Source organism: Pseudomonas sp. TR47 (assembly GCF_044143025.1).
In the GTDB taxonomy this organism is placed as follows: domain Bacteria; phylum Pseudomonadota; class Gammaproteobacteria; order Pseudomonadales; family Pseudomonadaceae; genus Aquipseudomonas; species Aquipseudomonas putida_E.
In genome coordinates, this window is sequence record NZ_JBHFCS010000002.1 from 1 (window position 1) to 19,160 (window position 19,160).

Genomic DNA, 19,160 nt, shown 5'->3' on the forward strand with positions numbered 1-19,160 from the left:
CCACGCCCCCTGCCACGCCCATGGTCTCGCGCACCGGGCGCAGCATGAAGTAACCGGTGAACAGCAGGTAGAACAACGCCAGACCGCCGGCCACAGCCGGCCCCTCGCCGGGCTGGATGTTCAACCCTTGGTCCAGCCCCTTGCGCCAGCTGGCCATGGTGTCAGGCGAACTGCTCGATCAGCGCTTTCTGCTGCGCCTGGGTGAACAAAGGCTCGTGGCCGGCCTTAAGCTGATCGAGTTGGCGGTCAGGACGGCCGGTTGCCGGGATGACCGTTGTAACAGCCGGATGGCTGAAGGCGAACTTGAGGAACACTTGGGCCCAACTGCTGACTCCCGCTTCTGCGGCCCAGGCAGGCAGTGGTTTGTCCTTGACCTTGGCGAACAGACGGCCGTCATCGAATGCGCGGTTGATCAGCACCGCCACGCCCTTGTCCTGGCACAACGGCAACAACTCACTTGCCGCTTGCGGCGCGTTGACCGAATAGTTGATCTGGATGAAGTCCAGCGGTTCGCTGCGCACCAGGCGGGCGACTTCGTCATGACCGCTGTTCAGGTAATGGGTAATGCCTATGTAGCGGGTCTTGCCCTGCTGCTTGAGTTCGCGGGCATAGGGCAACTGTGTCTTCCAGTCTCGCAGGTTGTGGATCTGCAGCAGGTCGACCTTGTCAGTGCGTAGGCTTTTCAGGGTACCCGCCCATTGTGCCTCGGCGTCGGCCCGGCTGTCGGCCGCGATTTTGGTGGCGATGAAGCACTGCTGGTGCCAGCCCCCCTCCTCCAGCAATTGGCCAAGAATACGGTCTGCCCCGCCATAGTTGGGCGAGGTGTCGATGACTTTGCCGCCGCCCTCGAAAAACGCCTTCAGTACGGCCTTCAGCTGCTGGTAATCGGCCGAGCCGGCCTCGACTTCGAAACTGCCGGAGGTACCTGCGCCAATGACCGGCAAGGCCTCGCCTGTGGACGGCACCTTGCGGGTCAGCAAGCCAGTGCTGGGCGCAGCCCGCAACCAAGGGCTGCTGGCCAACAGCCCCAAAGCCGCGCTGGCGCGTAGGACATCGCGACGTGCATACATGGCAAAGCTCCCGTCATAAGTCGGAAACTTTCAAGGCTAGTCGCCCTACCCCCCGATTGCAGGTGATTCTGTTTCTGGATGTTTAGTGTTCAGGCCTTCAGCAGAAGGCTCAGGTCCAGGCCGACGTCGGTCATCGGTGGGCACCAGTAGTAACCACCCGTCAGCGGCCGGCTGAAGCGGTACAGGCCATCGATAATGCCGTCTTCCAGCCCGCTCATACGCCGCAGTTGCACTTCGAAGGCATCGAAGCTTCGACCCAAAGCGACAAACGCCAGGCCTGCGCCACGGTGGTCGGCCCAGGACACGGAGCGACGCACCATGAATGCCTCAGGTGCGAAGCTTTCCTGGGCAGTGCGCTTGACGTGGGCTGAGGCTGGCGCATCGTCGAGCTCTTCGTTATCGCTCAGGCGACGGCCCATGATGTTGTCCTGGTCTGCCTGGGGCAGCGACTTGAAGTACCCCAAGTCATGCTTCCACAACTGGAAAGCAGCAAAACTGGAGCCTGCCAGGCCCGGCTGCTCGCCCGCGACAATCGCCGCGTCGACGGCATCCTGATCAACCGGGTTTTCAGTACCGTCCTCGTAACCAGTCAGGTCATGGCCGCCACGGTGCAGGAAGCCGTCGATGCTGTCGGCCAGGCGCAGTGCCGGTGCCAAGGCCTGCTCCAACGCCTGGGCCTGCAGCAGCAGGTCACCACGCTCGTTGCCACGCAGCCACAGCCACAAGGCATGCTGGGTGCTCGGGTTTTCCACCGCTGCATCCAACTGAGGGAATGCGCGCAGGCCAGGCACTTCACGGCCCAAGGCCTTTGCCAGAGGCGCGCCTACCCCCACGATCAGGCGCTGGCCATCCACATGGGGCAGCAGCGCATCCAGGGCTGCTGGCAGTGCCTCGGGCGATTGTAGCGTGAAGAACAGGTGGCGGGCTTGGGCCGGCACCGGGGTGGCAAGCAGACCTTGCTGGAACGGCATGACAGGCGAATCCTCGGTAAAAGCGCGAATGCTACTGCGCGCAGCGGCCCGTCGCAACGCGCGATGCAGTCACTTGCCAGCTGGCATCGTGGCGCTGCCGTAACAAAAGGTTACCAAGTGGTGGCTCATTGCAATTAGCGATCGTTCAGGCCGAGCCTAGACTGGCTTGATCCCTTGCCCGAGTAGCCGCCATGACCGCCTCGCCCTTGCTTACCGCCTTCCTGCCTTTGGCCCTGGGCATCATCATGCTTGGCCTGGGTTTGTCGCTCACATTGGCCGACTTCGCTCGCGTGGTGAAGTACCCAAAGCCGGTGGTCATCGGCCTGGCCTGCCAGATTCTTCTACTGCCGTTGGTGTGTTTCCTGATCGCCAACGGTCTTGGGCTGGAAGCGGCCCTGGCGGTCGGCCTGATGCTGCTGGCCGCGTCCCCGGGCGGCACCACCGCCAACCTGTTCAGCCACCTGGCCCATGGTGACGTGGCCTTGAATATTACCCTCACCGCGGTCAACTCCCTGATCGCCATTCTGACCATGCCGTTGCTGGTCAACCTGTCGCTGATGTGGTTCATGGCGTCAGACCAGGCCATCCCGCTGCAATTTGCCAAGGTCATGCAGGTGTTCGCCATCGTCCTGCTGCCGGTTGCCCTGGGCATGATGATCCGCCGCTGGGCGCCAGGCTTTGCCTCACGCATGGAAAAGCCCATGAAACTGGTGGCAGCACTGTTTCTGGCATTCACCATTGTGCTGGCCCTGGCCAAGGATTGGCAGACCGTGGTTGCGTACGCCCCGGTGGTTGGCCTGGCTGCATTGCTGTTCAACGTGATCAGCCTGGCCGTCGGCTACTGGGTGCCGCGCCTGTTGAGCATTCCCAAGCGCCAGGCCATTGCCATCGGCATGGAGATCGGTATCCACAATGGCACACTGGCGATCGCCGTCGCCTTGAGCCCATCGCTGCTGAACAACGCCACCATGGCGGTGCCAGCGGCGCTCTATAGTCTGATCATGTTTTTCACGGCGGCGGGGTTTGGCTGGTGGGTCAGCCGTGGCCATGGCACAGTGCAGGGCGAAACTGTGAATTGACGCCTTCAGCGGCGATTGCGCCGGGCCTGTAACTGGCGTTTGAGCACCTTGAGGGGAGGTGCGTAGAAAAAGCCGAACGACACGCTGCCCGTGCGCCCCTTGACCGCATGGTGCAGGCGATGGGCACGATGCAGGTGCTTGAGGTAGCGGTTGATCGGCCGCGACTTGCGCGGCCAATGCCGATGGAAAAACCCGTCGTGGGCCAGCACGTACAATACTCCGTAACTCGCCACACCGCCGCCCACCCACTGCAACGGTGCGTGCCCGGCCTTGCCCAGGGCCACCAATACCGCAGCGATGATGCCCAGGGCCAGCAGATAGAGGTCGTTGGTTTCCAGCATGCCCAGCTGGGGCTCATGGTGCGAACGGTGCAGCCACCAGCCCCAGCCATGCATGATGTACTTGTGTGCCAGCGTGCCGACACCTTCCATGGCCACCAGAGTGCCGATCAGCACAACAAAATTGAGCAGCATGTAACGGTCCGGGGGATGACTAAAAGTGGCGCAAGGGTAACGAGTACCGGTGTTTTTTTCCATGCGGCCGTGACTTGCTGTAGGGCATTTCCTTATGAAGCCATTGTCATGTTTTCGCCCTTGACCCTGTACAAGCTGCGGCGTATGGTCCACCCGCAATTTCGCATCCCTGAACAGGAGTCCTGCATTGGACAGTAGCCCCAGTCGCTTGCGACAGGCCCACACGGCGAGCTAGTCCGGCAGCTTCCTGCCACTGTCTCGCTATTGGCCAGACGGTGGATTTCTCAGCCCCTGCAGCTTGAGCCCTCCTCGTTCCTCCTCTTGTGGTCCTGCGCATTTCTGGTTTTTAAGCCGCGCCATTTTCGTTGGCGTCAGAGCGGGCATGTGCCCGCGCAAGAGGTTCGCTATGGATTGGAAAGTATTTCTGCTGCGTGTCAGCATCGCCTTGCTGCTCGGCGCCCTGATCGGTGCCGAGCGCCAATTGCGCCAGCGCCTGACCGGGCTGCGCACCAATGCGCTGGTCAGCACTGGCGCCTGCCTGTTCGTGCTGATGACCCAGGCAGTACCGGGTATGGCCCCCACCGATGCCTCAAGGGTTGCCGCCTATGTGGTATCGGGGATCGGCTTTCTGGGGGGCGGTGTGATCATGCGCGACGGTTTCACGGTGCGCGGCCTGAACACTGCAGCCACACTGTGGTGCACGGCGGCTGTTGGTGTGCTGTGCAGCCTTGGCCTGCTGCTGGAGGCCACGCTGGGTAGCCTGGTGGTGCTGTGTGCCAACATACTGCTGCGCGATATCGCCCAACGCCTGGACCGCCAGGGCGTGGTGCCGGCCAGCGAGGCCGAACAACGCTTCGAGGTGCGCGTGGTTTGCCGTGCCGAAGATGAAATTCAGGTACGCAGCCTGATGCTGCACAGCCTGGGCGACCCGGAACTGCGCCTGCAGTCGCTGCACAGCGAAGACTTGCCCAACCCCGCGCGCCTGGAAGTACGTGCAGAGTTGCTCGGTAACCCACAGGCACCGGCACAACTGGAGCGCCTGGTCAGCCGGGTAAGCCTGGAAAAAGGCGTCAGTTCGGTACGCTGGCAGCTACAGGCACAAGTCATGGCCACCGATTGAGCGCGTCCTGGCTTAGTTACCGGCACTCATCGCCATGCCACCGGCAACGGCATAGCCATCGCGCCCTTGGCGCTTGGCCTGGTACAACGCCCCGTCAGCCGCAGACATCAGGCTTTCGGGGCTGCTTGCGTCCACTGCCGGATGCCCCACAGCAATCCCGGCACTGGCAGATACACGGCCTAGCGGGCTGCCGGCATGCTCGATCATCAGGCGGCGCAACAGTTGCAGAATTTCTGCGACCACCTGTTCGGCGCCCTGTACGTCAGTGTCAGGAAGTAAAACCGTGAACTCCTCGCCACCGTACCGCACCGCCAGATCCGCCGGGCGCTTCAACACCTGCTGCAGCAATTCGGCAAAGCGGCGCAAGCATTGATCCCCCGCAGGGTGGCCATAGCGGTCGTTGTACAGCTTGAAGAAATCAAGATCGACCATCACCAGCGCCACCGCATGCCCCAGCCGCCGAGCCCGGCGGATTTCCGCATCCAGCACCGCATCCAGCCTGCGGCGGTTGCCCAGCCCGGTCAGGCTGTCGGTCAGGGCCAGCGACCTGAGGGTCTGGTGGGCCTGGTGCAGCGCCCTTTCGATAGCGATCCGCTCACGCAATTGGCGCAATACCACCCAGCCGAAGCCACTCAATCCAACCAGCAAAAGCAGCAGGATCGCGGCTGACTTGATGACATCGTGCCGCCAGGGCGCAATGATCGACTCACGCGACAAGCCCGCCTCTACCACCAATGGATATCGCGCCAGGGCGCGATAGGCGTACAGGCGGGGCGTACCATCAACGACCGCCACCGCTTCAACCAGCCCTTCGCTCGCATGAGGCAGGTGATGTCGGAAGACTTCGCTGTTTGCCAGGCTGTGGCCGACTACGTGTTCCACGAACGGCCGCCGTACCAGGATGGTGCCGTCTCGCTTGGCCAGCACCAGGGCGCCTCGCTCGTCGATCTTGAAATCACCGTAATAGCGCACGAACCAGTCCACCTTGATGGTGCCAAGCAACACCCCGGCAAAGCTGCCATCGCGATTCTCCAGCCTGCGCGAGATTGGAATGATCAGGTCACCGGTGGAGCGGCTGCGTACCACCGAACCGATACGCACCTCACGGTCAGTGTGGGCCTGGTGGTAAGCGAAGTAGTCACGGTCGGCATTGTTGGCCTTTGCGGGGATGGAAGCCTGGTCGGTGACGATCCAGCTGCCATCGGGCCCGTACACGAACAAACCGTGCAGTTGCGGCATGATCGTTTTCTGTTGTGCCAACAGGGCGTGCAAGCGTGTGCGATCGAGATGATCGAAACCATCGCCTTCAAGGCGCTCCGCCAGCACAGCGGTAATCGCGTCCACTTGGCGAATGGCATCTTCGGCGTGCTGCGCCGTAGCCCTGGCCAGGTTGCTGACCATGTTTTCGGCATTGGTGAAAGCTTGCCTGTAGTCGCGCCAGATCCGCCACCCTTCGATAGACACGAAGGTCAGCAGCACAACCGCCATGAACGACAGCACCAGGCGAAACAGCGCCACGGCGCGCCCTTCACCGGTTACGGTGAATAGCCCGTCTTCGTCGTGCTTACCGGCCGCACCCATGGAAGTCCTTGCCCTCAAGCGTTTGCCGCCTGTCACTATAGATCACTGCTGCTTTCGCGTACCCAGTTCGATCCATGCCGGTGCATGGTCGCTGGGCTTGGGCTCGTTGCGCACCCACGCGTCTACGCCGCCGGCCTTTAGGTGCGAAGCGATGTCCGGGCTGAGCAACAGGTGGTCGATACGCAATCCGGCATTGCGTGCCCAGTGATTACGGAAGTAGTCCCAAAAGGTGTAGATGCGCTCATCGGGATACAGCTGGCGAATGGCATCGGTCCAGCCCTGCTCGAGCAAGGCCTGGTAGCAGTTGCGGGACTCGGGTTGAAGCAAAGCATCCTTGAGCCAGGATTTGGGGTTGTAGATGTCGAAGTCAGTCGGCACGACATTGAAATCACCGGCCAGCACAGTAGGATGGCCACGGCCCAGCAAGTCGCGCGCATGCGCTACCAGGCATTCGAACCAGCGCAGTTTGTACTCGAATTTCGGCCCCGGTTGCGGGTTGCCATTAGGCAGGTACAGGCAACCTACCAGCACGCCTTGTACCGCGGCTTCCAGATAGCGGCTCTGGCTGTCACCTTCCATGCCTGGCAGGCCGCGCCGGACTTCCAGCGGCTGGCAGTCGCGCGCCAGGATGGCCACCCCGTTCCACGAGGGCTGCCCCATGTACAGGCAGCCATAGCCTGCCGCTTCGATGGCCTCACGGGGAAACTTCGTGTCGGCTGCCTTGAGCTCCTGAAGGCAGGCGACATCGGGCTTTTCCCGCTCCAGCCAGGCGAGCAGCGCCGGCAGCCGGCTGCCGATGCCGTTGATGTTGAACGTGGCGATGCGCAATGGCTTCATGTGCCAGGGTCATCCACATGGCTTTGTACCGCCTCCTGCAGCGCCCCCACATGGGCCTCGTCTGCCAGAGACTTGAGGGCCAGCCAGTCATCCCAGTCGATGGCCCCGTCATCGCGCAGCGCTTGGGCGGTGCGCAGCAGTTCGTGATGATAGGCATCCGGGGACTCGCGGCGGTAGCTGCCATCGTCATATTGCGCGTACCAGGCCTCAAGTTCGGGAATGCTGCGTTCGATGCTCATGCCCTGCTCCTTCGCGGCAACCTTTGAATGTGTGAGCGCAACTGCTGCGCATCGTTCAACCTTGGGGTCGCGGTGGTCACCTTGCCTGACAAAAAGGCCTGAAAAAAATTAAACCTATACCCACGCCCCAGGCTCAACCGTACGCGACACTGAGGTCGCGCCACCGATAGCAAGGAGTGAAACATGAGCAATCTGTTCATAAAACGCGCAGGTCTGTCGCTGGTGCTGGGCATGGCATCGCTGCAGGCACTGGCGGCTTCCTCCGATGACTTCGTCGATGCAGCCACAGAGGCTGGTATCGCCGAGGTGGTCACCGGTAATCTGGCCCTGGAAAAGAGCCAGAACGCCGACATCAAGACCTTCGCCCAGCATGTGGTCACCGATCACACCAAAGCCAACCAGCAACTCGGCGACATCGCCCGCAAGCTGGACATCAGCGTGCCCGATGAAGCGGCGCTGACCGACAAGGTCAAGAAAATGATCCTCGAATGGCGCGAGGAGTCGTTCGACAAGTCCTATGTCAACAACCAGGTCGATGCCCACGAAAAAACCGTGGAGCTGTTCAAGAAGGAAGCCGCATCGTCTGACAAGCCGGAACTGAAGGCTTTCGCCAGTGAAACCCTGCCAACGCTCGAGAAGCACCTGGAGCAGGCCAAAGCGCTCCAGGCCAAGCATGGCAAGTGATCGGAGGACACACATGACTAACGATACTTTGCGTAGCGAAATACTGACGCGTCTGCTGCACGCCCACCCACAGGGCTTGGGCAAGGAAGTGCTGGACAATTACCGCGGTGAAAATGCCGTTGCCGATGCACTCAAGACGCTGCAGGAACATGGCCTGATCCACGATGGCAGCGTAACGGTCGACAGTAACCAGCAGTTCAGCGTCAGCTATCCGATCAAGCTTTCTGCTGCGGGTGTCGAGGCTGCCAAGCGGGTGGAAGGCTAACCAACTCTAGCGCCCCATCTTTCGATCCTTTGAGCGTGCGTTGCGGGAGCCGGCTTGCCGAAACCCGCAACGCTTCTTTTAGCGTGTGGTTTGACCCTCCCGAAGCACCTTCAGCGCTTCATCGCGCCTGAGCAGTTCCTCTTCCAGAAACTGCAATTGCCTGCCCTGCTCTGCACAAAGCGCACGTTTGTCTTCCAGGCTTTGGCCCTGCGCCTGCAATTGCCTGCGCATTTCGTCACTGGCCCCCTGCGCTTGCGCCAGGATCGTGCGCAAGCCCTGGATCTGCGTATCACGCTGCTCCAGCAATTCGTCCAGCGCCTTGCGCTCGCTGCTGGCCTGGCGGTGCTCGCCAAGCAATCGTTCGTTGTCCCGATGCAGGCGCGTCAGTTCATCCTGCTTGACGATCATGCCTTGTTGAAGCTGGCGCAGTTCGAGCTGCAACTGTTGCACCTGTGCCTCATGGCGACGCAGGTCCTGCTCGCGCTGCTCGCGGCTGGCGCTTCGGTAATGTTCCAGAGCATCCCTTGCATGCTGATGTTTTTCTTCCAGCGAGCGCACCTGTTCGTCCTTGTCGGCCAAACGCAGCTGCAGTTCACCCAGCGACTGGTTCAGGCTGGCGCCACGCAATTGCTCGGCTTGCAGCGTGCTCTGGGTGGCACTGAGCCGCTCCGACTCGGCGGCCAGCGCTGCGGCCTGGATCTGTTGTTGCTGATGCGCTGCGGCCAACGCCTGCTGAGCCAGTTGCAGCTGGCTCTGGAGCTGCTCCTGTTGCTCTTTGAAGGTCGCTTCAATTTGTTCGATACGCGCATCGGCCTCTTCCTGAAGCTGCTCTGCCAGCTGCGCGACCAGCTTGGCCAGTGTATCGCTCAGTGCCGGCGCGCCTTGAAGCGCCGCAGGCTTTTGGCCTTCCAGCTCTTTCAGGTAACGATGAATGGTGGTTTTGGAGCCCGTATTGCCCAGTTCGATACGTACAGCATCGATGCTGGGGTACTCGCCCCGGGCTATCAGCACTTGCCTTGCCTGCTGCACTACCGCCTTGTTTATTCCGCCCCGGGCCATGATTGCTCCTACTATTTCATGTCATGGTACGTACCATGTATTTACGTATGAATTTTGTCTTTTTTAAGACGCTGACTCAAGGTATTTCTAAGGCGTAATAATCACGGCTTATCGCATGAGAGGGAGTGCGAAGCGGGTTTTAAGTGGGCTGGCGCTGAACTGGCAGTACGAAAGGTGCTGAAAAGTGATTCCTGAAGGTGCCTTGAAGTTGGATAGCGCTTGAGTCCACCATGGACAAAACGGCTATCTGCCAAATCAAGTACCCACGCCCGGCTCAAGATGAACATCGAAAACTACAAGGCAATCGCCGACAGCATCGCGCTGCTGCTCTTCCCCCACGCCGAAGTGATCGTCCACGAGGTACAAAGTCAGACGGTCGTGCACATCGCCAATAATTTTTCCAAACGCAAGATTGGCGATGACTCGGCACTGGACCTGGAGCTGGGCGATTTTCGCAACGCCGCCAAGCTCGGCCCTTACGAAAAGCTCAACTGGAACGGCCAAAAGATCCGCTCCATTACCACGGTGCTTTACAACCAGAACGGTGAAGCCGAACACCTGCTTTGCATCAACCTGAATTTCTCGGTACTGGAACAGGCACGCGAGGCGCTGGATGCGTTTTTCCAGATAAGCCGCCTGGTGCCGCAGCCCGATGCGCTGTTCAAGGATGACTGGCAGGAACGCATCAATACCTTCCTGCACGCTTGGCTGAAGGAGCGCAACTTGTCGCTGCGAACGCTGAAGATGAAAGAAAAGCGCGCGTTGGTGGAGGCGCTGCATACCGAAGGGGCATTCGAGGGGCGCAGCGGGGCGGACTATGTCGCCAATGTGCTGAGCATGGGCCGAGCGACTGTTTACAAGTACCTCAAGGAACTGAGGGACCACCCCGCCTGAATGAATGGTCAGCGCTTGTCGTTTATGGATATTGAGTCTATTGTGGAGCGCAAATCTACGAATGGACACTGCCACGATGCCTGCCGATGCCACGAACCTGTCTTCCCTCTACCAAGCGATCGCTGATGCACACCAGGCACTGCGCCCTGAGGTGAATGTCACCCCGCTCAATTTCAGCGTCGGGCTTTCGGCAATGACCGAATGCAGCGTGTATCTGAAATGCGAGCACCTGCAACACACAGGTTCGTTCAAATTCCGCGGTGCCAGTAACAAGCTTCGCCTGCTGCCAGCCGAGCAGCGCAAACTGGGCGTCATCACGGCCTCCTCCGGCAACCATGGGCAAGCGCTTGCGCTTGCTGGCAAGGTGATGGGAGTGCCAGTCACCGTTTACACCACCACTTCGGCGTCTGCCTACAAGCTGGGTGCAATTCGCGCGCTCGGCGCCGAAGTGGTAAGCCTCGACCTGGACCCTTTGGGTGTGGAACTGGAAGCGGCGCGCCAGGCTGCCCTCCAAGGCAAGCCTTTTGTATCGCCTTACAACGACCTTGAAGTGATCGCCGGCCAAGGCACCATCGGGATGGAGCTCTTTGAGCAGGCACCGGACCTGGACGCAGTGTTCGTGGCGGTCGGCGGCGGCGGCATGGTTTCGGGTATCGGCGCGGCACTGCGGGCTCTCAACCCGGGCATCGAGATCATTGGCTGCTGGCCGGCGAATGCCCCTACCCTGCAGCGCTCGCTCGAAGCCGGGGAAATCATCGACATGCAAGAGCAGGACACGATCTCCGACGGCACAGCCGGTGGGGTCGAGCCAGGCTGCATCACCTTCCCCCTCTGCCAGACGCTGCTGTCGCGTACCGTGCTGGTCAGCGAAGAAGAGATAAAGGCGGCGATGCGCGATGTCGCCAACCATGAGCGCTGGATCATCGAGGGTGCTGCCGGTGTGGCGGTGGCCGGCATGCAGAAGATGGCCAAGGCATACCGCGGCAAGCGCGTCGCGGTCGTCATTTGCGGTCGCAACATCGTGCTCGATAAATTCCTCGAGGCTGTTCAATGAAAGTGTTCAGCAAGCAACAGATCACCGCCCGGCTCGATATGGAGCTGGCAGTGCAATGCCTGGAGCAAGGTTTCATCGCGTTCTCCCAAGGCAAGGTCCAGGTGCCACCGGTACAGGCATTCGCTTTCCCCCAGGCCAACGGTGACTGCTGTATCAAGTCAGCGCATGTCGAGGGTAGCGCCACGTTCACGGTGAAGCTGTCGACCGGCTTTTACGACAATCCATCAAAGGGGCTGCCAAGCAACGATGGCTTGATGCTGGTGGCCTCGGCCAGTACCGGGCAACCCCTTGCCTTGTTGCAGGATGAGGGCTGGCTGACCTGCATCCGCACTGCGCTGGCCGGGCGCATCGCCGCCCGCCTGCTGGCCCCTGCCACCGTGAAAGCGATTGGTATTCTGGGCACCGGCACCCAAGCGCGCATGCAGCTGGAGCAACTGGGTGCAGTCACCCCCTGTCGCAGCGTGGTGGTGTGGGGGCGCGGTGATGCTGAACTGGCTGCCTACAAAGCCTTCGCCAACGGCCTGGGTTATGAGGTGCGGGTAACGCGTAACGCCGAAGAGGTTGCACGCGCCGCCAACCTGATCGTCTGCGCAACACCTTCACGTGAGCCGCTGTTGCAGCGTGAATGGCTGCAACCTGGCACCCATATCACCGCCGTTGGCGCCGATGCGCCGGGCAAGCAGGAGCTCGACCCCGCGCTGGTTGCACGGGCCGACCTTATCATCGTCGACTCCCTCTACCAGTGCAGCCAGTACGGCGAAGTCTCCCATGCGCTGAAGGCCGGCCTGATCAAGGAGCAGCAACTGGCCGAGCTTGGTGCCCTGCTTGAGGGCCGCGCCACCGGCCGTGAGCATGACGAACAGATCACGCTGGCCGACCTGACCGGGGTTGCCGTGCAGGACGCGCAGATCTCAAGCTGCGTGTTGGCGTCCCTCACCGCGGGTTGATGTACGTAGCCGATCCCGGTCAATCATGGCTCCGTCACCTGGGCCTTCCTGGAGGCCGGCTTGAGCGAGGATTTCTTCTCTTGCACCACGATGTAGAACTCCTCGCCGTGCTTGACGGCGCCGTACAGCACCGCCTTTTCGATCAGCTCGCTGCCGCGCAGGTGGCGTAGCATCATCGGGTCCTTGCGCAGGTCACGGTACAGCGCCAGGCACAGCAGCACCATGATCACCACAAACGGCAAGGCCACGACGATGGTCAGGTTCTGCAGGCCTGTAAGCGCCTCCCCGGGGTTACCGGGGTCACCCAGCGCGAGCATGATGGCCGCGACGGTGCCGGTCAGTGCCCCCCAGAAAATCACTGTCGCACGGGACGGTTGCGTGGTGCCGTGCTCGGACAAGGTACCCATCACCAGCGATGCTGCATCGGCCCCGGAGACGAAGAAGATCGCCACCAGGATCATGACCAGCACCGAAGTGCCCCAAGCCCAGGGGTAGCTGTCGAGCAACTGATACAGGGCATGGTTGCTGTTCACTGCACCGTCGATGAGAGCGAAACTGCCTTCGCGCAGTGCATCGATGCCGGCGCCGCCGAAAACGCTGAACCACACCAGGCTGACCAGGCCTGGTACCAGCAACACGCCGCTGACGAACTGGCGGATGCTGCGCCCGCGGCTGATGCGAGCGATGAACATGCCGACAAAGGGCGTCCAGGAAATCCACCAGGCCCAGTAGAACACGGTCCAGCCGGCCAGCCAGCTGTCCATCGCATCACCGCCACTGGCGCTGGTACGCGCCATCATCTCGGGCAGTAACTTGATGTAGACCCCGATCGATGTTGGCAACAGGTTGAGCATCAACAGCGTCGGCCCTACCAGGAAGACGAACAGCGCCAGTGCCAAGGCCAGCACCATGTTGGTATTGGACAGCCACTGAATACCTTTGCCGATGCCGGACACGGCCGAAGCGACGAAGGCAATGGTCAGCAAGGTGATGATGGCGATGTAGAACAGCTTGCCCGGGTGATCGATCCAGCCGTTGTATTCCAGCCCACCCGCAATCTGCAGGGCGCCGAGCCCCAGCGAAGCCGCTGAACCGAACAGGGTGGCGAAGATGGCCATCATGTCGATCACCCGCCCGACAGGGCCGTTGGCATGCTTGCCGATCAAGGGCCGGAACGCGGTGGAAATCAACTGCGAGCGGCCACGGCGGAACGTGCCATAAGCGATTGCCAGGCCGACGATGGCGTACATCGCCCAAGGGTGCAGCGACCAGTGGAACAGCGTGGTCGCCATCGCCACCTGCAGTGCCTCGTCAGATTGGCCAGCGGCAGTGCCGGGCGGTGGTGAAACGTAGTGTGACAGCGGTTCGGCGACGCCGAAGAACATCAGGCCGATGCCCATGCCCGCGCTGAACATCATGGCAACCCAGGAGACCGTGCGAAATTCCGGTGCTTCGCCGTCGCGCCCCAGCGGGATTCTGCCGTAGCGGCTGGCAGCCAGCCACAGCACGAAGATGACGAACACGGTAGAGGTCAGGACGAAAAACCAGCCGAAGTTGACGATGACCCAGGATTGCGCAGAGGTAGCGCTCGCGGCGAGGCTGGCTTGGTTGACAACACCCCAGGTGATGAAGGCGATCGCCAGCAGGCTGGTGACGCCGAACACCGTCCAGTCGAGCTTGCCTTCAAGGTGGCGGTCCTGCCTGGCCTCAGCAGTCTTGGACGGGTCGGTGACGCCGAGCGGCGGTGTTTCAACGTTCTCTTGCGTTGCCATCGATGGGCCCTTTTCAGTTTTGCTGCAGGCTTTTGTTGTTGTAATTGCTAGCGATGCCTGCGCAATAACCGGGGCGGCCGCGCTGAAGGCCCCGTGATTATCCTGTGACCGAAACAGTAGCCCCTATTCCAGGACCGTCCTGGCACATCCTCTGAACGACCTGCCGGTCACATTGTGCCGGCCCCGATTGAACCGGCACAAAACCTGAACTGGCTCAGGCAGCCCCATCCAGCCCCATCTGCCAGAAGTCGGCCTCCAGCCGCGAAGCCTGGCCAAAAATTGCCGCCAGTTCCACGAACCGTTGCTCGGTCATGCTGCGCGCTGCCAGTTCATCAAGGTGCTTGCGTGCTGCGGATGCCACGCTCTGGTAACCCTCGCCGGCGTATTCGCCAATCCACTCACGGTAAGGGTGATCACTCAGGTCACCGATGTGCGCAGCCAGCGTGCGGCCGATTTCGGCGTAGCCGATCACGCAGGGCGCCAACGCCACATGCAGTTCGAGCAGGTCACCGGCGGCGCCGCAATCAAGCACGTAACGGGTGTAGGCGACCGTGGCCTGGTGCTCCGGCGCGGCCTCGATATCGGCCTGCGACAACCCCCAGCGGGCACACAGGCGCAGGTGCAGTTCGGTTTCGTCGAGGATGGCAGCCAGGCCAGCCTGAGCCGCGCGGATGTCGGCCGGCAGCCTGCTTTTATAAGCAGCAAGCGCCCAGGCACGGGCGAACTGGATGAGGAACAGGTAGTCCTGCACCAGGTAAGTCCGGAACGCGTCTTCGCTCAAAGTGCCCTCACCCATCTGCCGAACGAAGGCGTGGTCTACATAGCTCGACCACTGGGGCGCAGTGGCGGCCTTCAGGCGCTCGAAGATATCCATGCTCAGGCCTTTTGATCGTAGATGGCGTCGAAGAAGGCCAGCTCAAGCGCCACGGTGCGCTGGTAGAAGTCACTGGCCAGTGCCGGCTCCTGCGGGCCTACGCGGTCCAGTTCGGCCTGGAGGAAGGCGACGAAGTCCTGGAATGCCGCGTTGTCATGCAGGGTGATCCACTCGGCGTGGACGAAGTTGTCCGGCATTGGTTTTGGTGCCTTCAGCGCCCAATCCAGATACAGGCCTTCGGCAACGTTGAGCACTGCCAGCGCCGCCGCATAGGAACGGGTCGCTGCGGCTTCGCGCAGGATGGCCTTGAAGCCTGCGGTCGGCACGGTGTCCTTGAGTTCGGCGCGCTGCTGCGGGCTTACATCCAGCGCCTGGAAGGCACGCAGGAAATAGGTATTTTCATCGCTACTGATCATCCCGGCAAAACGGCCGAAACGCAGGCGTGCCTCGAAGGTATCGGCAGTGGCGATGGCGGCGCCGAGCAAGGTCAGGAAGCTGTCGAGAAAACGGTGGTCCTGTACCAGGTAGCGGACCATGACCGGGTCCGCCACACTGCCGTTGCACAGTTCAGTGACGAAGCGGTGGCCGACTGCAGCCGACCAGGTCGCCTCGTTCTGGCGGCGCAAGGTTTGGGAAAAACGTTCAGTCATGATGCTGCCCTCCATAGGGTGACAGCGAGGCCGTTACGGTGGGGCATGGAGCGGCCTCGCAGTGAGGCCGGCAAAAAGGCAGGTCGGCAGTCCCATCCCTTCGCCGGCATGATCCGGATCAGGTTCTAAGGGTCACCGCGCTGCAATGCCAGCGGTTTCTCAGCCCGTTGCCGGGCTCCCCTTGGTGGTGAGCAGGTATACCGCACCTTCAAGGGCATTGTCACGAGGCAAAACGCCTGGGCTGGAGCCATTCTGGCTCGCACAGTCAGCCCGAATGGCTTGGCTGCAAACGCCAACGCGCAACAGGGAAAATCATAGAGGCCAATAGCCACCAGTCATTAGCCTGTCATTTTACTGTCGTATTTTCGGGCTTCACCCAGGGTCGGGAATACCAGTCGTGATACGCCGTTTTCTCTCGTCAGCAGGCCTTCTGCGCCTTTTGATCCTGATGCTCTGCGCAGCCACCCTGACCTTTCTCTGGGGGTTGCACTTCAGCCAGAAGACCGCCGCACGCCAGGATGCGCTGACGGCCAAGGCGGCCGAGCACCAGAACCTCGCCAACATTGTCGCTGAAAGCCTGCGCCAACTGGTCGATCGTGCCCAGGCCGTAGGCCGTGTCACCCAGGACGACATGAAAATGATGCGCCAAGGCAGCCTGAGCCTGGCCCGGGTGCTGGCCGAAGACCCGGTATTCAAACGCATGAGCCTGTATGACAGGCACGGTCAATTGTTGTCAGCGAGCCATACCGATGAAGCTCCCCACCTGCCGGAAGAGTGGTTGCAGCAGCTGAAGCTGCACGTCGCGCATTACGGCTTCAAACCCTTCCTGCCACGCGTCGAACCGGGCTTCACCCCGCCCGCCATGCCGAGCTGGCGCCTGCCCTTCCTCTTGCCGCTGCCCAATGTACCAGGCCGAGAAATCGACAACATTCTGGTAGTGCAGCTCGACATTGGCTATCTCGCCGTGCTGTTCCAGCACATCGACCTGGGCGATACCGGGCTGATGCGCCTGCAGCAGGACGATGGCCAGGAACGCTTGCGTATCGATACCAGCGGTGTGGTCGTGGCCGGCGACGATTTCGAACCCGGCCTGCCAGCACCGGGCAGCGAGACGGGCCGGCTGGTGCAATTTGCCGCAGGCCACTCGTTTCAGAGCCTTTACCGCCGTATCGACGAGCGCGGTTTCAGCATCATCGTCAGCCAGCGCATCGACGAAATCCTCGCGGCCTCTGCCCTGGCGTATTCGCGCCAGTTCTGGCTGAACCTGAGCATGACCCTGATGATCCTTGCCAGCCTGGCCTGGACCTTGCGCCTGCTGCGCAAGCGCCAGGAAGCCTTCAGTGCCCTTGAGCACGCACAACAGGTCAACCAGCAACTGATCGGGCGCCTGGAAGACGAACACCGGCGTAGCAGCCATGCAGCCGCCACCGACCATCTCAGCGGGTTGCATAACCGCCGCCAGTTCGTCGAAATAGCAGGCCTTGCACTGACCCACCAACGTGGCAAGCGCCGGCTGATGGCGATCCTGTTCATCGACATGGACCGTTTCAAGTCGATCAACGATTCGCTCGGCCACAAGATCGGCGACTTGCTGCTGCAGGCCGTGGCCGGGCGCATCCAGCGCCTGCTTGAGCCTGGTGATGAGGCCTCGCGCTTCGGGGGAGACGAATTCGTGGTGCTGCTGGCCGGTGAGCGCAGCGAGGAGCAGATCAATGTTTGGGTACGCGAACTGGTGCTGAAACTGTCGGCTACCTACGCCCTCGATGGCCAGGAAGTCAATACCAGCCCCAGCGTGGGCGTCAGCATCTGCCCGCGCGACGGTCAGGACATCGACAGCCTGATCCGCTGTGCCGATGCGGCCATGTATTCGGCCAAGCAGGCCGGGCGCGCCCAGTACCGCTTCTTCGACCCATCGTTGAACCTCTCCGACATCCAGGCCTTTGCCCTGGAACAGGCTTTTGGCTGCGCCTTGACCGAGCGCCAGTTCGTGCTGCACTACCAGCCGCAGATTCGCCTGGATACCCAGCGCGTGCTGGGGTACGAAGCCTTGGTACGCTGGGAGCACCCGGAATTCGGCCTGCTCTACCCGGACCGTTTCATAGACCTGGCCGAGCGCAGTGGCTTCATCATCGAACTGGGCTGGGAAGTATTGCGCCTGGCCTGCGAAGAACTGGCGCGCTGGGATGCTCACGGTCGCGATAACCGCCTTGCGGTGAATGTGTCGGCATTGCAGCTGCGCCAAGGCGATTTCAGTACCCGCCTGCTGGCCAAGCTGCAGCTCTACGGCATCGCCCCGCAACAATTGGAGCTGGAGATAACCGAGACCACCATTCTCGACCCTGAAGGAACGGCTGTCGGTCACCTGCACCGTTTGCGCGCAGCAGGTCTGGGCATCAGCCTTGACGATTTTGGCCGCGGCTACGCCGGCTTCGCCCACCTGCAATCACTGCCACTGAGCAAGCTCAAGATAGACCGCTCGCTGATCGCACCGTTGTCCAACAGCTACGACGACAGCCCGTTCGTCTCATCAACCATCATTCTGGCCAAGCGCTTGGGCCTGGAGGTTGTCGCAGAAGGCGTAGAAACCCGCGAACAGGTGGTGTGCCTGAAACTCGCCGGCTGCGATATCGCCCAGGGCTACCACTTCAGCCGACCGTTGTCGCCGGCCCAACTGCGCGACTACCCACCCTTCAACAACAGGGAGGAAAAGCCATGCGTGCTCTGACGGCCCTCGCCGGCCTGTTGTTTGCCCAGTTGCTGGCAACCAGCGTGCTGGCCGACTGCACGCCCCACAGCTTGCGCCTGGCCGTCATTCCGATCAAAAGCAGCGAAGACATGATGCGCGAGCATCAAGTGTTGCTGCAACGACTGAGCCACGCAGCGGGGGTGCCGGTGGAACTGGTGATCGCCGCGTCCTACGAAAGCGTGGTCGATGCCATCGTTTCCGGCGGTGCCGACATCGCCCGCCTCGGCCCTGCGTCCTATTTGCTTGCCCAACGCCGCGACCCACGTATAGAACCCTTTGCCACCTTCACCTTGAGTGGCGGGCCTTACACCGCTGCAGGCAGCCATTACCAGGCACTGCTGCTGACCCGGGCCGGCAGCCTTGAGGGGGTCGAGCCTTTGCGTGGCAAGCGTGTGGCCCTCAGCGACCCGGCCAGCACCTCAGGCAGCCTGGTGCCCAGCGTCGAATTTGCAGGCCAGGTGGGGGCGCCATTGCAACAGTTCTTTGGCTCGCTGGTGTATGCCGGTACTCATGACAAAGCGCTGGACGCGTTGCTGCAGGGCCGTGTCGATGCCGCGTTCGTTGCAAGCGAGCGGGCCGATGCCTATCTGGCCCGGCATGGGTTGGCACCAGACAGGCTCACGGTGCAGTGGCGGTCGCAGCCGATCTACTACGACCCATACGTGTTCAGGGCCCGCCTGTGCCCGGCCCTGAAAAGCCGAATCCGCAAGGCGATGCTGGATGACCCCGAAGCCCTGGCGGCCTTCGTTACCGCCCAGGGTGCCAGTGGGCTGGTGCCGGTGAGCCAGGCCCAGTACGCGCCGCTGCGCCAGATGATGGATGCCGCGATACCGCGCTGAGTCAGA

19 protein-coding genes, 1 pseudogene and 1 riboswitch are annotated in these 19,160 nt (G+C 61.6%); of the genes and pseudogenes, 9 read left to right on the top strand and 11 right to left on the bottom strand.

The features are described 5' to 3' along the window. From ACEWE8_RS02570 to ACEWE8_RS02580, 3 genes and pseudogenes are all read right to left on the bottom strand, one after another. Window positions 1-157 (bottom strand): annotated as a pseudogene (locus tag ACEWE8_RS02570) (MFS transporter); the annotation flags it as partial. A 4-nt stretch (window positions 158-161) separates the two neighbouring features. Then, the gene (locus tag ACEWE8_RS02575) at window positions 162-1,070 is read right to left on the bottom strand and encodes an aldo/keto reductase (RefSeq protein WP_046786196.1); all 909 of its coding nucleotides are present in this window, start codon (window positions 1,068-1,070) and stop codon (window positions 162-164) included. An 89-nt stretch (window positions 1,071-1,159) separates the two neighbouring features. Further along, the gene (locus ACEWE8_RS02580) at window positions 1,160-2,041 is read right to left on the bottom strand and encodes a Dyp-type peroxidase (protein ID WP_161872749.1); all 882 of its coding nucleotides are present in this window, start codon (window positions 2,039-2,041) and stop codon (window positions 1,160-1,162) included. Between the two features lie 191 nt (window positions 2,042-2,232). Between ACEWE8_RS02580 and ACEWE8_RS02585 the strand changes: the two genes are divergently transcribed. Beyond that, window positions 2,233-3,120 carry a bile acid:sodium symporter family protein gene (locus ACEWE8_RS02585; protein ID WP_046786194.1) on the top strand — a complete coding sequence of 296 codons (888 nt, stop codon included), beginning with the start codon at window positions 2,233-2,235 and terminating at the stop codon, window positions 3,118-3,120. Between the two features lie 5 nt (window positions 3,121-3,125). On the opposite strand, the gene ACEWE8_RS02590 is transcribed toward ACEWE8_RS02585, so the two are convergent. After that, window positions 3,126-3,593, bottom strand: a complete 468-nt coding sequence (locus tag ACEWE8_RS02590) for a sterol desaturase family protein (RefSeq protein ID WP_046786193.1) — start codon at window positions 3,591-3,593, stop codon at window positions 3,126-3,128. A 406-nt stretch (window positions 3,594-3,999) separates the two neighbouring features. Between ACEWE8_RS02590 and ACEWE8_RS02595 the strand changes: the two genes are divergently transcribed. Then, window positions 4,000-4,713, top strand: coding sequence for an MgtC/SapB family protein (locus ACEWE8_RS02595; RefSeq protein WP_046786192.1), 714 nt, complete (start codon window positions 4,000-4,002; stop codon window positions 4,711-4,713). A 12-nt stretch (window positions 4,714-4,725) separates the two neighbouring features. Here the strand turns inward: ACEWE8_RS02595 and ACEWE8_RS02600 are convergent, their stop codons facing one another. Genes ACEWE8_RS02600 through ACEWE8_RS02610 form a run of 3 tightly spaced genes read right to left on the bottom strand, consistent with a single transcriptional unit; the run spans window position 4,726 to window position 7,370 of the window. Further along, entirely contained in the window at window positions 4,726-6,294 is a 1,569-nt protein-coding gene (locus tag ACEWE8_RS02600) for a sensor domain-containing diguanylate cyclase (RefSeq protein WP_046786191.1), read from the bottom strand. Between the two features lie 42 nt (window positions 6,295-6,336). Further along, window positions 6,337-7,131 (bottom strand): exodeoxyribonuclease III, encoded by a 795-nt coding sequence (gene xth / locus ACEWE8_RS02605; protein WP_046786190.1) that lies wholly within the window; start codon window positions 7,129-7,131, stop codon window positions 6,337-6,339. After that, window positions 7,128-7,370, bottom strand: a complete 243-nt coding sequence (locus ACEWE8_RS02610; RefSeq protein WP_046786189.1) for a hypothetical protein — start codon at window positions 7,368-7,370, stop codon at window positions 7,128-7,130. Before ACEWE8_RS02610 ends, xth begins: the two co-directional genes overlap by 4 nt. A gap of 183 nt (window positions 7,371-7,553) precedes the next feature. On the opposite strand from ACEWE8_RS02610, the gene ACEWE8_RS02615 reads away from it, so the two are divergent. Further along, window positions 7,554-8,054, top strand: a complete 501-nt coding sequence (locus ACEWE8_RS02615; protein WP_046786188.1) for a DUF4142 domain-containing protein — start codon at window positions 7,554-7,556, stop codon at window positions 8,052-8,054. Window positions 8,055-8,067: 13 nt separating this feature from the next. Next, window positions 8,068-8,319 carry a hypothetical protein gene (locus ACEWE8_RS02620; protein WP_046786187.1) on the top strand — a complete coding sequence of 84 codons (252 nt, stop codon included), beginning with the start codon at window positions 8,068-8,070 and terminating at the stop codon, window positions 8,317-8,319. Between the two features lie 78 nt (window positions 8,320-8,397). On the opposite strand, the gene ACEWE8_RS02625 is transcribed toward ACEWE8_RS02620, so the two are convergent. Beyond that, complete coding sequence (locus tag ACEWE8_RS02625) at window positions 8,398-9,378, bottom strand: DNA-binding protein (RefSeq protein WP_046786186.1); 981 nt, start codon at window positions 9,376-9,378, stop codon at window positions 8,398-8,400. A 279-nt stretch (window positions 9,379-9,657) separates the two neighbouring features. On the opposite strand from ACEWE8_RS02625, the gene ACEWE8_RS02630 reads away from it, so the two are divergent. The 3 genes from ACEWE8_RS02630 to ACEWE8_RS02640 all read left to right on the top strand — a co-directional run bounded on the left by ACEWE8_RS02630 (window position 9,658) and on the right by ACEWE8_RS02640 (window position 12,273). After that, a complete protein-coding gene (locus tag ACEWE8_RS02630) occupies window positions 9,658-10,272 on the top strand; it encodes a transcriptional regulator (RefSeq protein WP_046786185.1) in 615 nt (204 codons plus the stop codon). Between the two features lie 61 nt (window positions 10,273-10,333). Further along, window positions 10,334-11,326: a threonine/serine dehydratase gene (locus tag ACEWE8_RS02635; RefSeq protein WP_223255109.1), complete on the top strand. Its 993-nt coding sequence runs from the start codon at window positions 10,334-10,336 to the stop codon at window positions 11,324-11,326. Next, window positions 11,323-12,273: an ornithine cyclodeaminase family protein gene (locus tag ACEWE8_RS02640; RefSeq protein ID WP_046786184.1), complete on the top strand. Its 951-nt coding sequence runs from the start codon at window positions 11,323-11,325 to the stop codon at window positions 12,271-12,273. The genes ACEWE8_RS02635 and ACEWE8_RS02640 overlap by 4 nt, the downstream gene beginning before the upstream one ends. A 23-nt stretch (window positions 12,274-12,296) precedes the next feature. On the opposite strand, the gene ACEWE8_RS02645 is transcribed toward ACEWE8_RS02640, so the two are convergent. The 3 genes from ACEWE8_RS02645 to ACEWE8_RS02655 form a co-directional block, all read right to left on the bottom strand. Further along, window positions 12,297-14,045 (bottom strand): BCCT family transporter, encoded by a 1,749-nt coding sequence (locus ACEWE8_RS02645; protein WP_046786183.1) that lies wholly within the window; start codon window positions 14,043-14,045, stop codon window positions 12,297-12,299. Between the two features lie 214 nt (window positions 14,046-14,259). Further along, window positions 14,260-14,919, bottom strand: coding sequence for a thiaminase II (gene tenA, locus ACEWE8_RS02650; protein ID WP_046786182.1), 660 nt, complete (start codon window positions 14,917-14,919; stop codon window positions 14,260-14,262). A gap of 2 nt (window positions 14,920-14,921) precedes the next feature. After that, complete coding sequence (locus ACEWE8_RS02655) at window positions 14,922-15,569, bottom strand: TenA family protein (RefSeq protein WP_046786181.1); 648 nt, start codon at window positions 15,567-15,569, stop codon at window positions 14,922-14,924. A 78-nt stretch (window positions 15,570-15,647) separates the two neighbouring features. After that, a riboswitch (TPP riboswitch) is annotated at window positions 15,648-15,761 on the bottom strand. 205 nt (window positions 15,762-15,966) lie between these two features. On the opposite strand from ACEWE8_RS02655, the gene ACEWE8_RS02660 reads away from it, so the two are divergent. Together ACEWE8_RS02660 and ACEWE8_RS02665 are read left to right on the top strand one after the other, a co-directional pair. Beyond that, window positions 15,967-18,294 (top strand): EAL domain-containing protein, encoded by a 2,328-nt coding sequence (locus tag ACEWE8_RS02660; RefSeq protein WP_046786180.1) that lies wholly within the window; start codon window positions 15,967-15,969, stop codon window positions 18,292-18,294. Further along, window positions 18,282-19,154 (top strand): phosphate/phosphite/phosphonate ABC transporter substrate-binding protein, encoded by an 873-nt coding sequence (locus tag ACEWE8_RS02665; RefSeq protein WP_046786179.1) that lies wholly within the window; start codon window positions 18,282-18,284, stop codon window positions 19,152-19,154. The genes ACEWE8_RS02660 and ACEWE8_RS02665 overlap by 13 nt, the downstream gene beginning before the upstream one ends. Window positions 19,155-19,160: the final 6 nt, after the last annotated feature.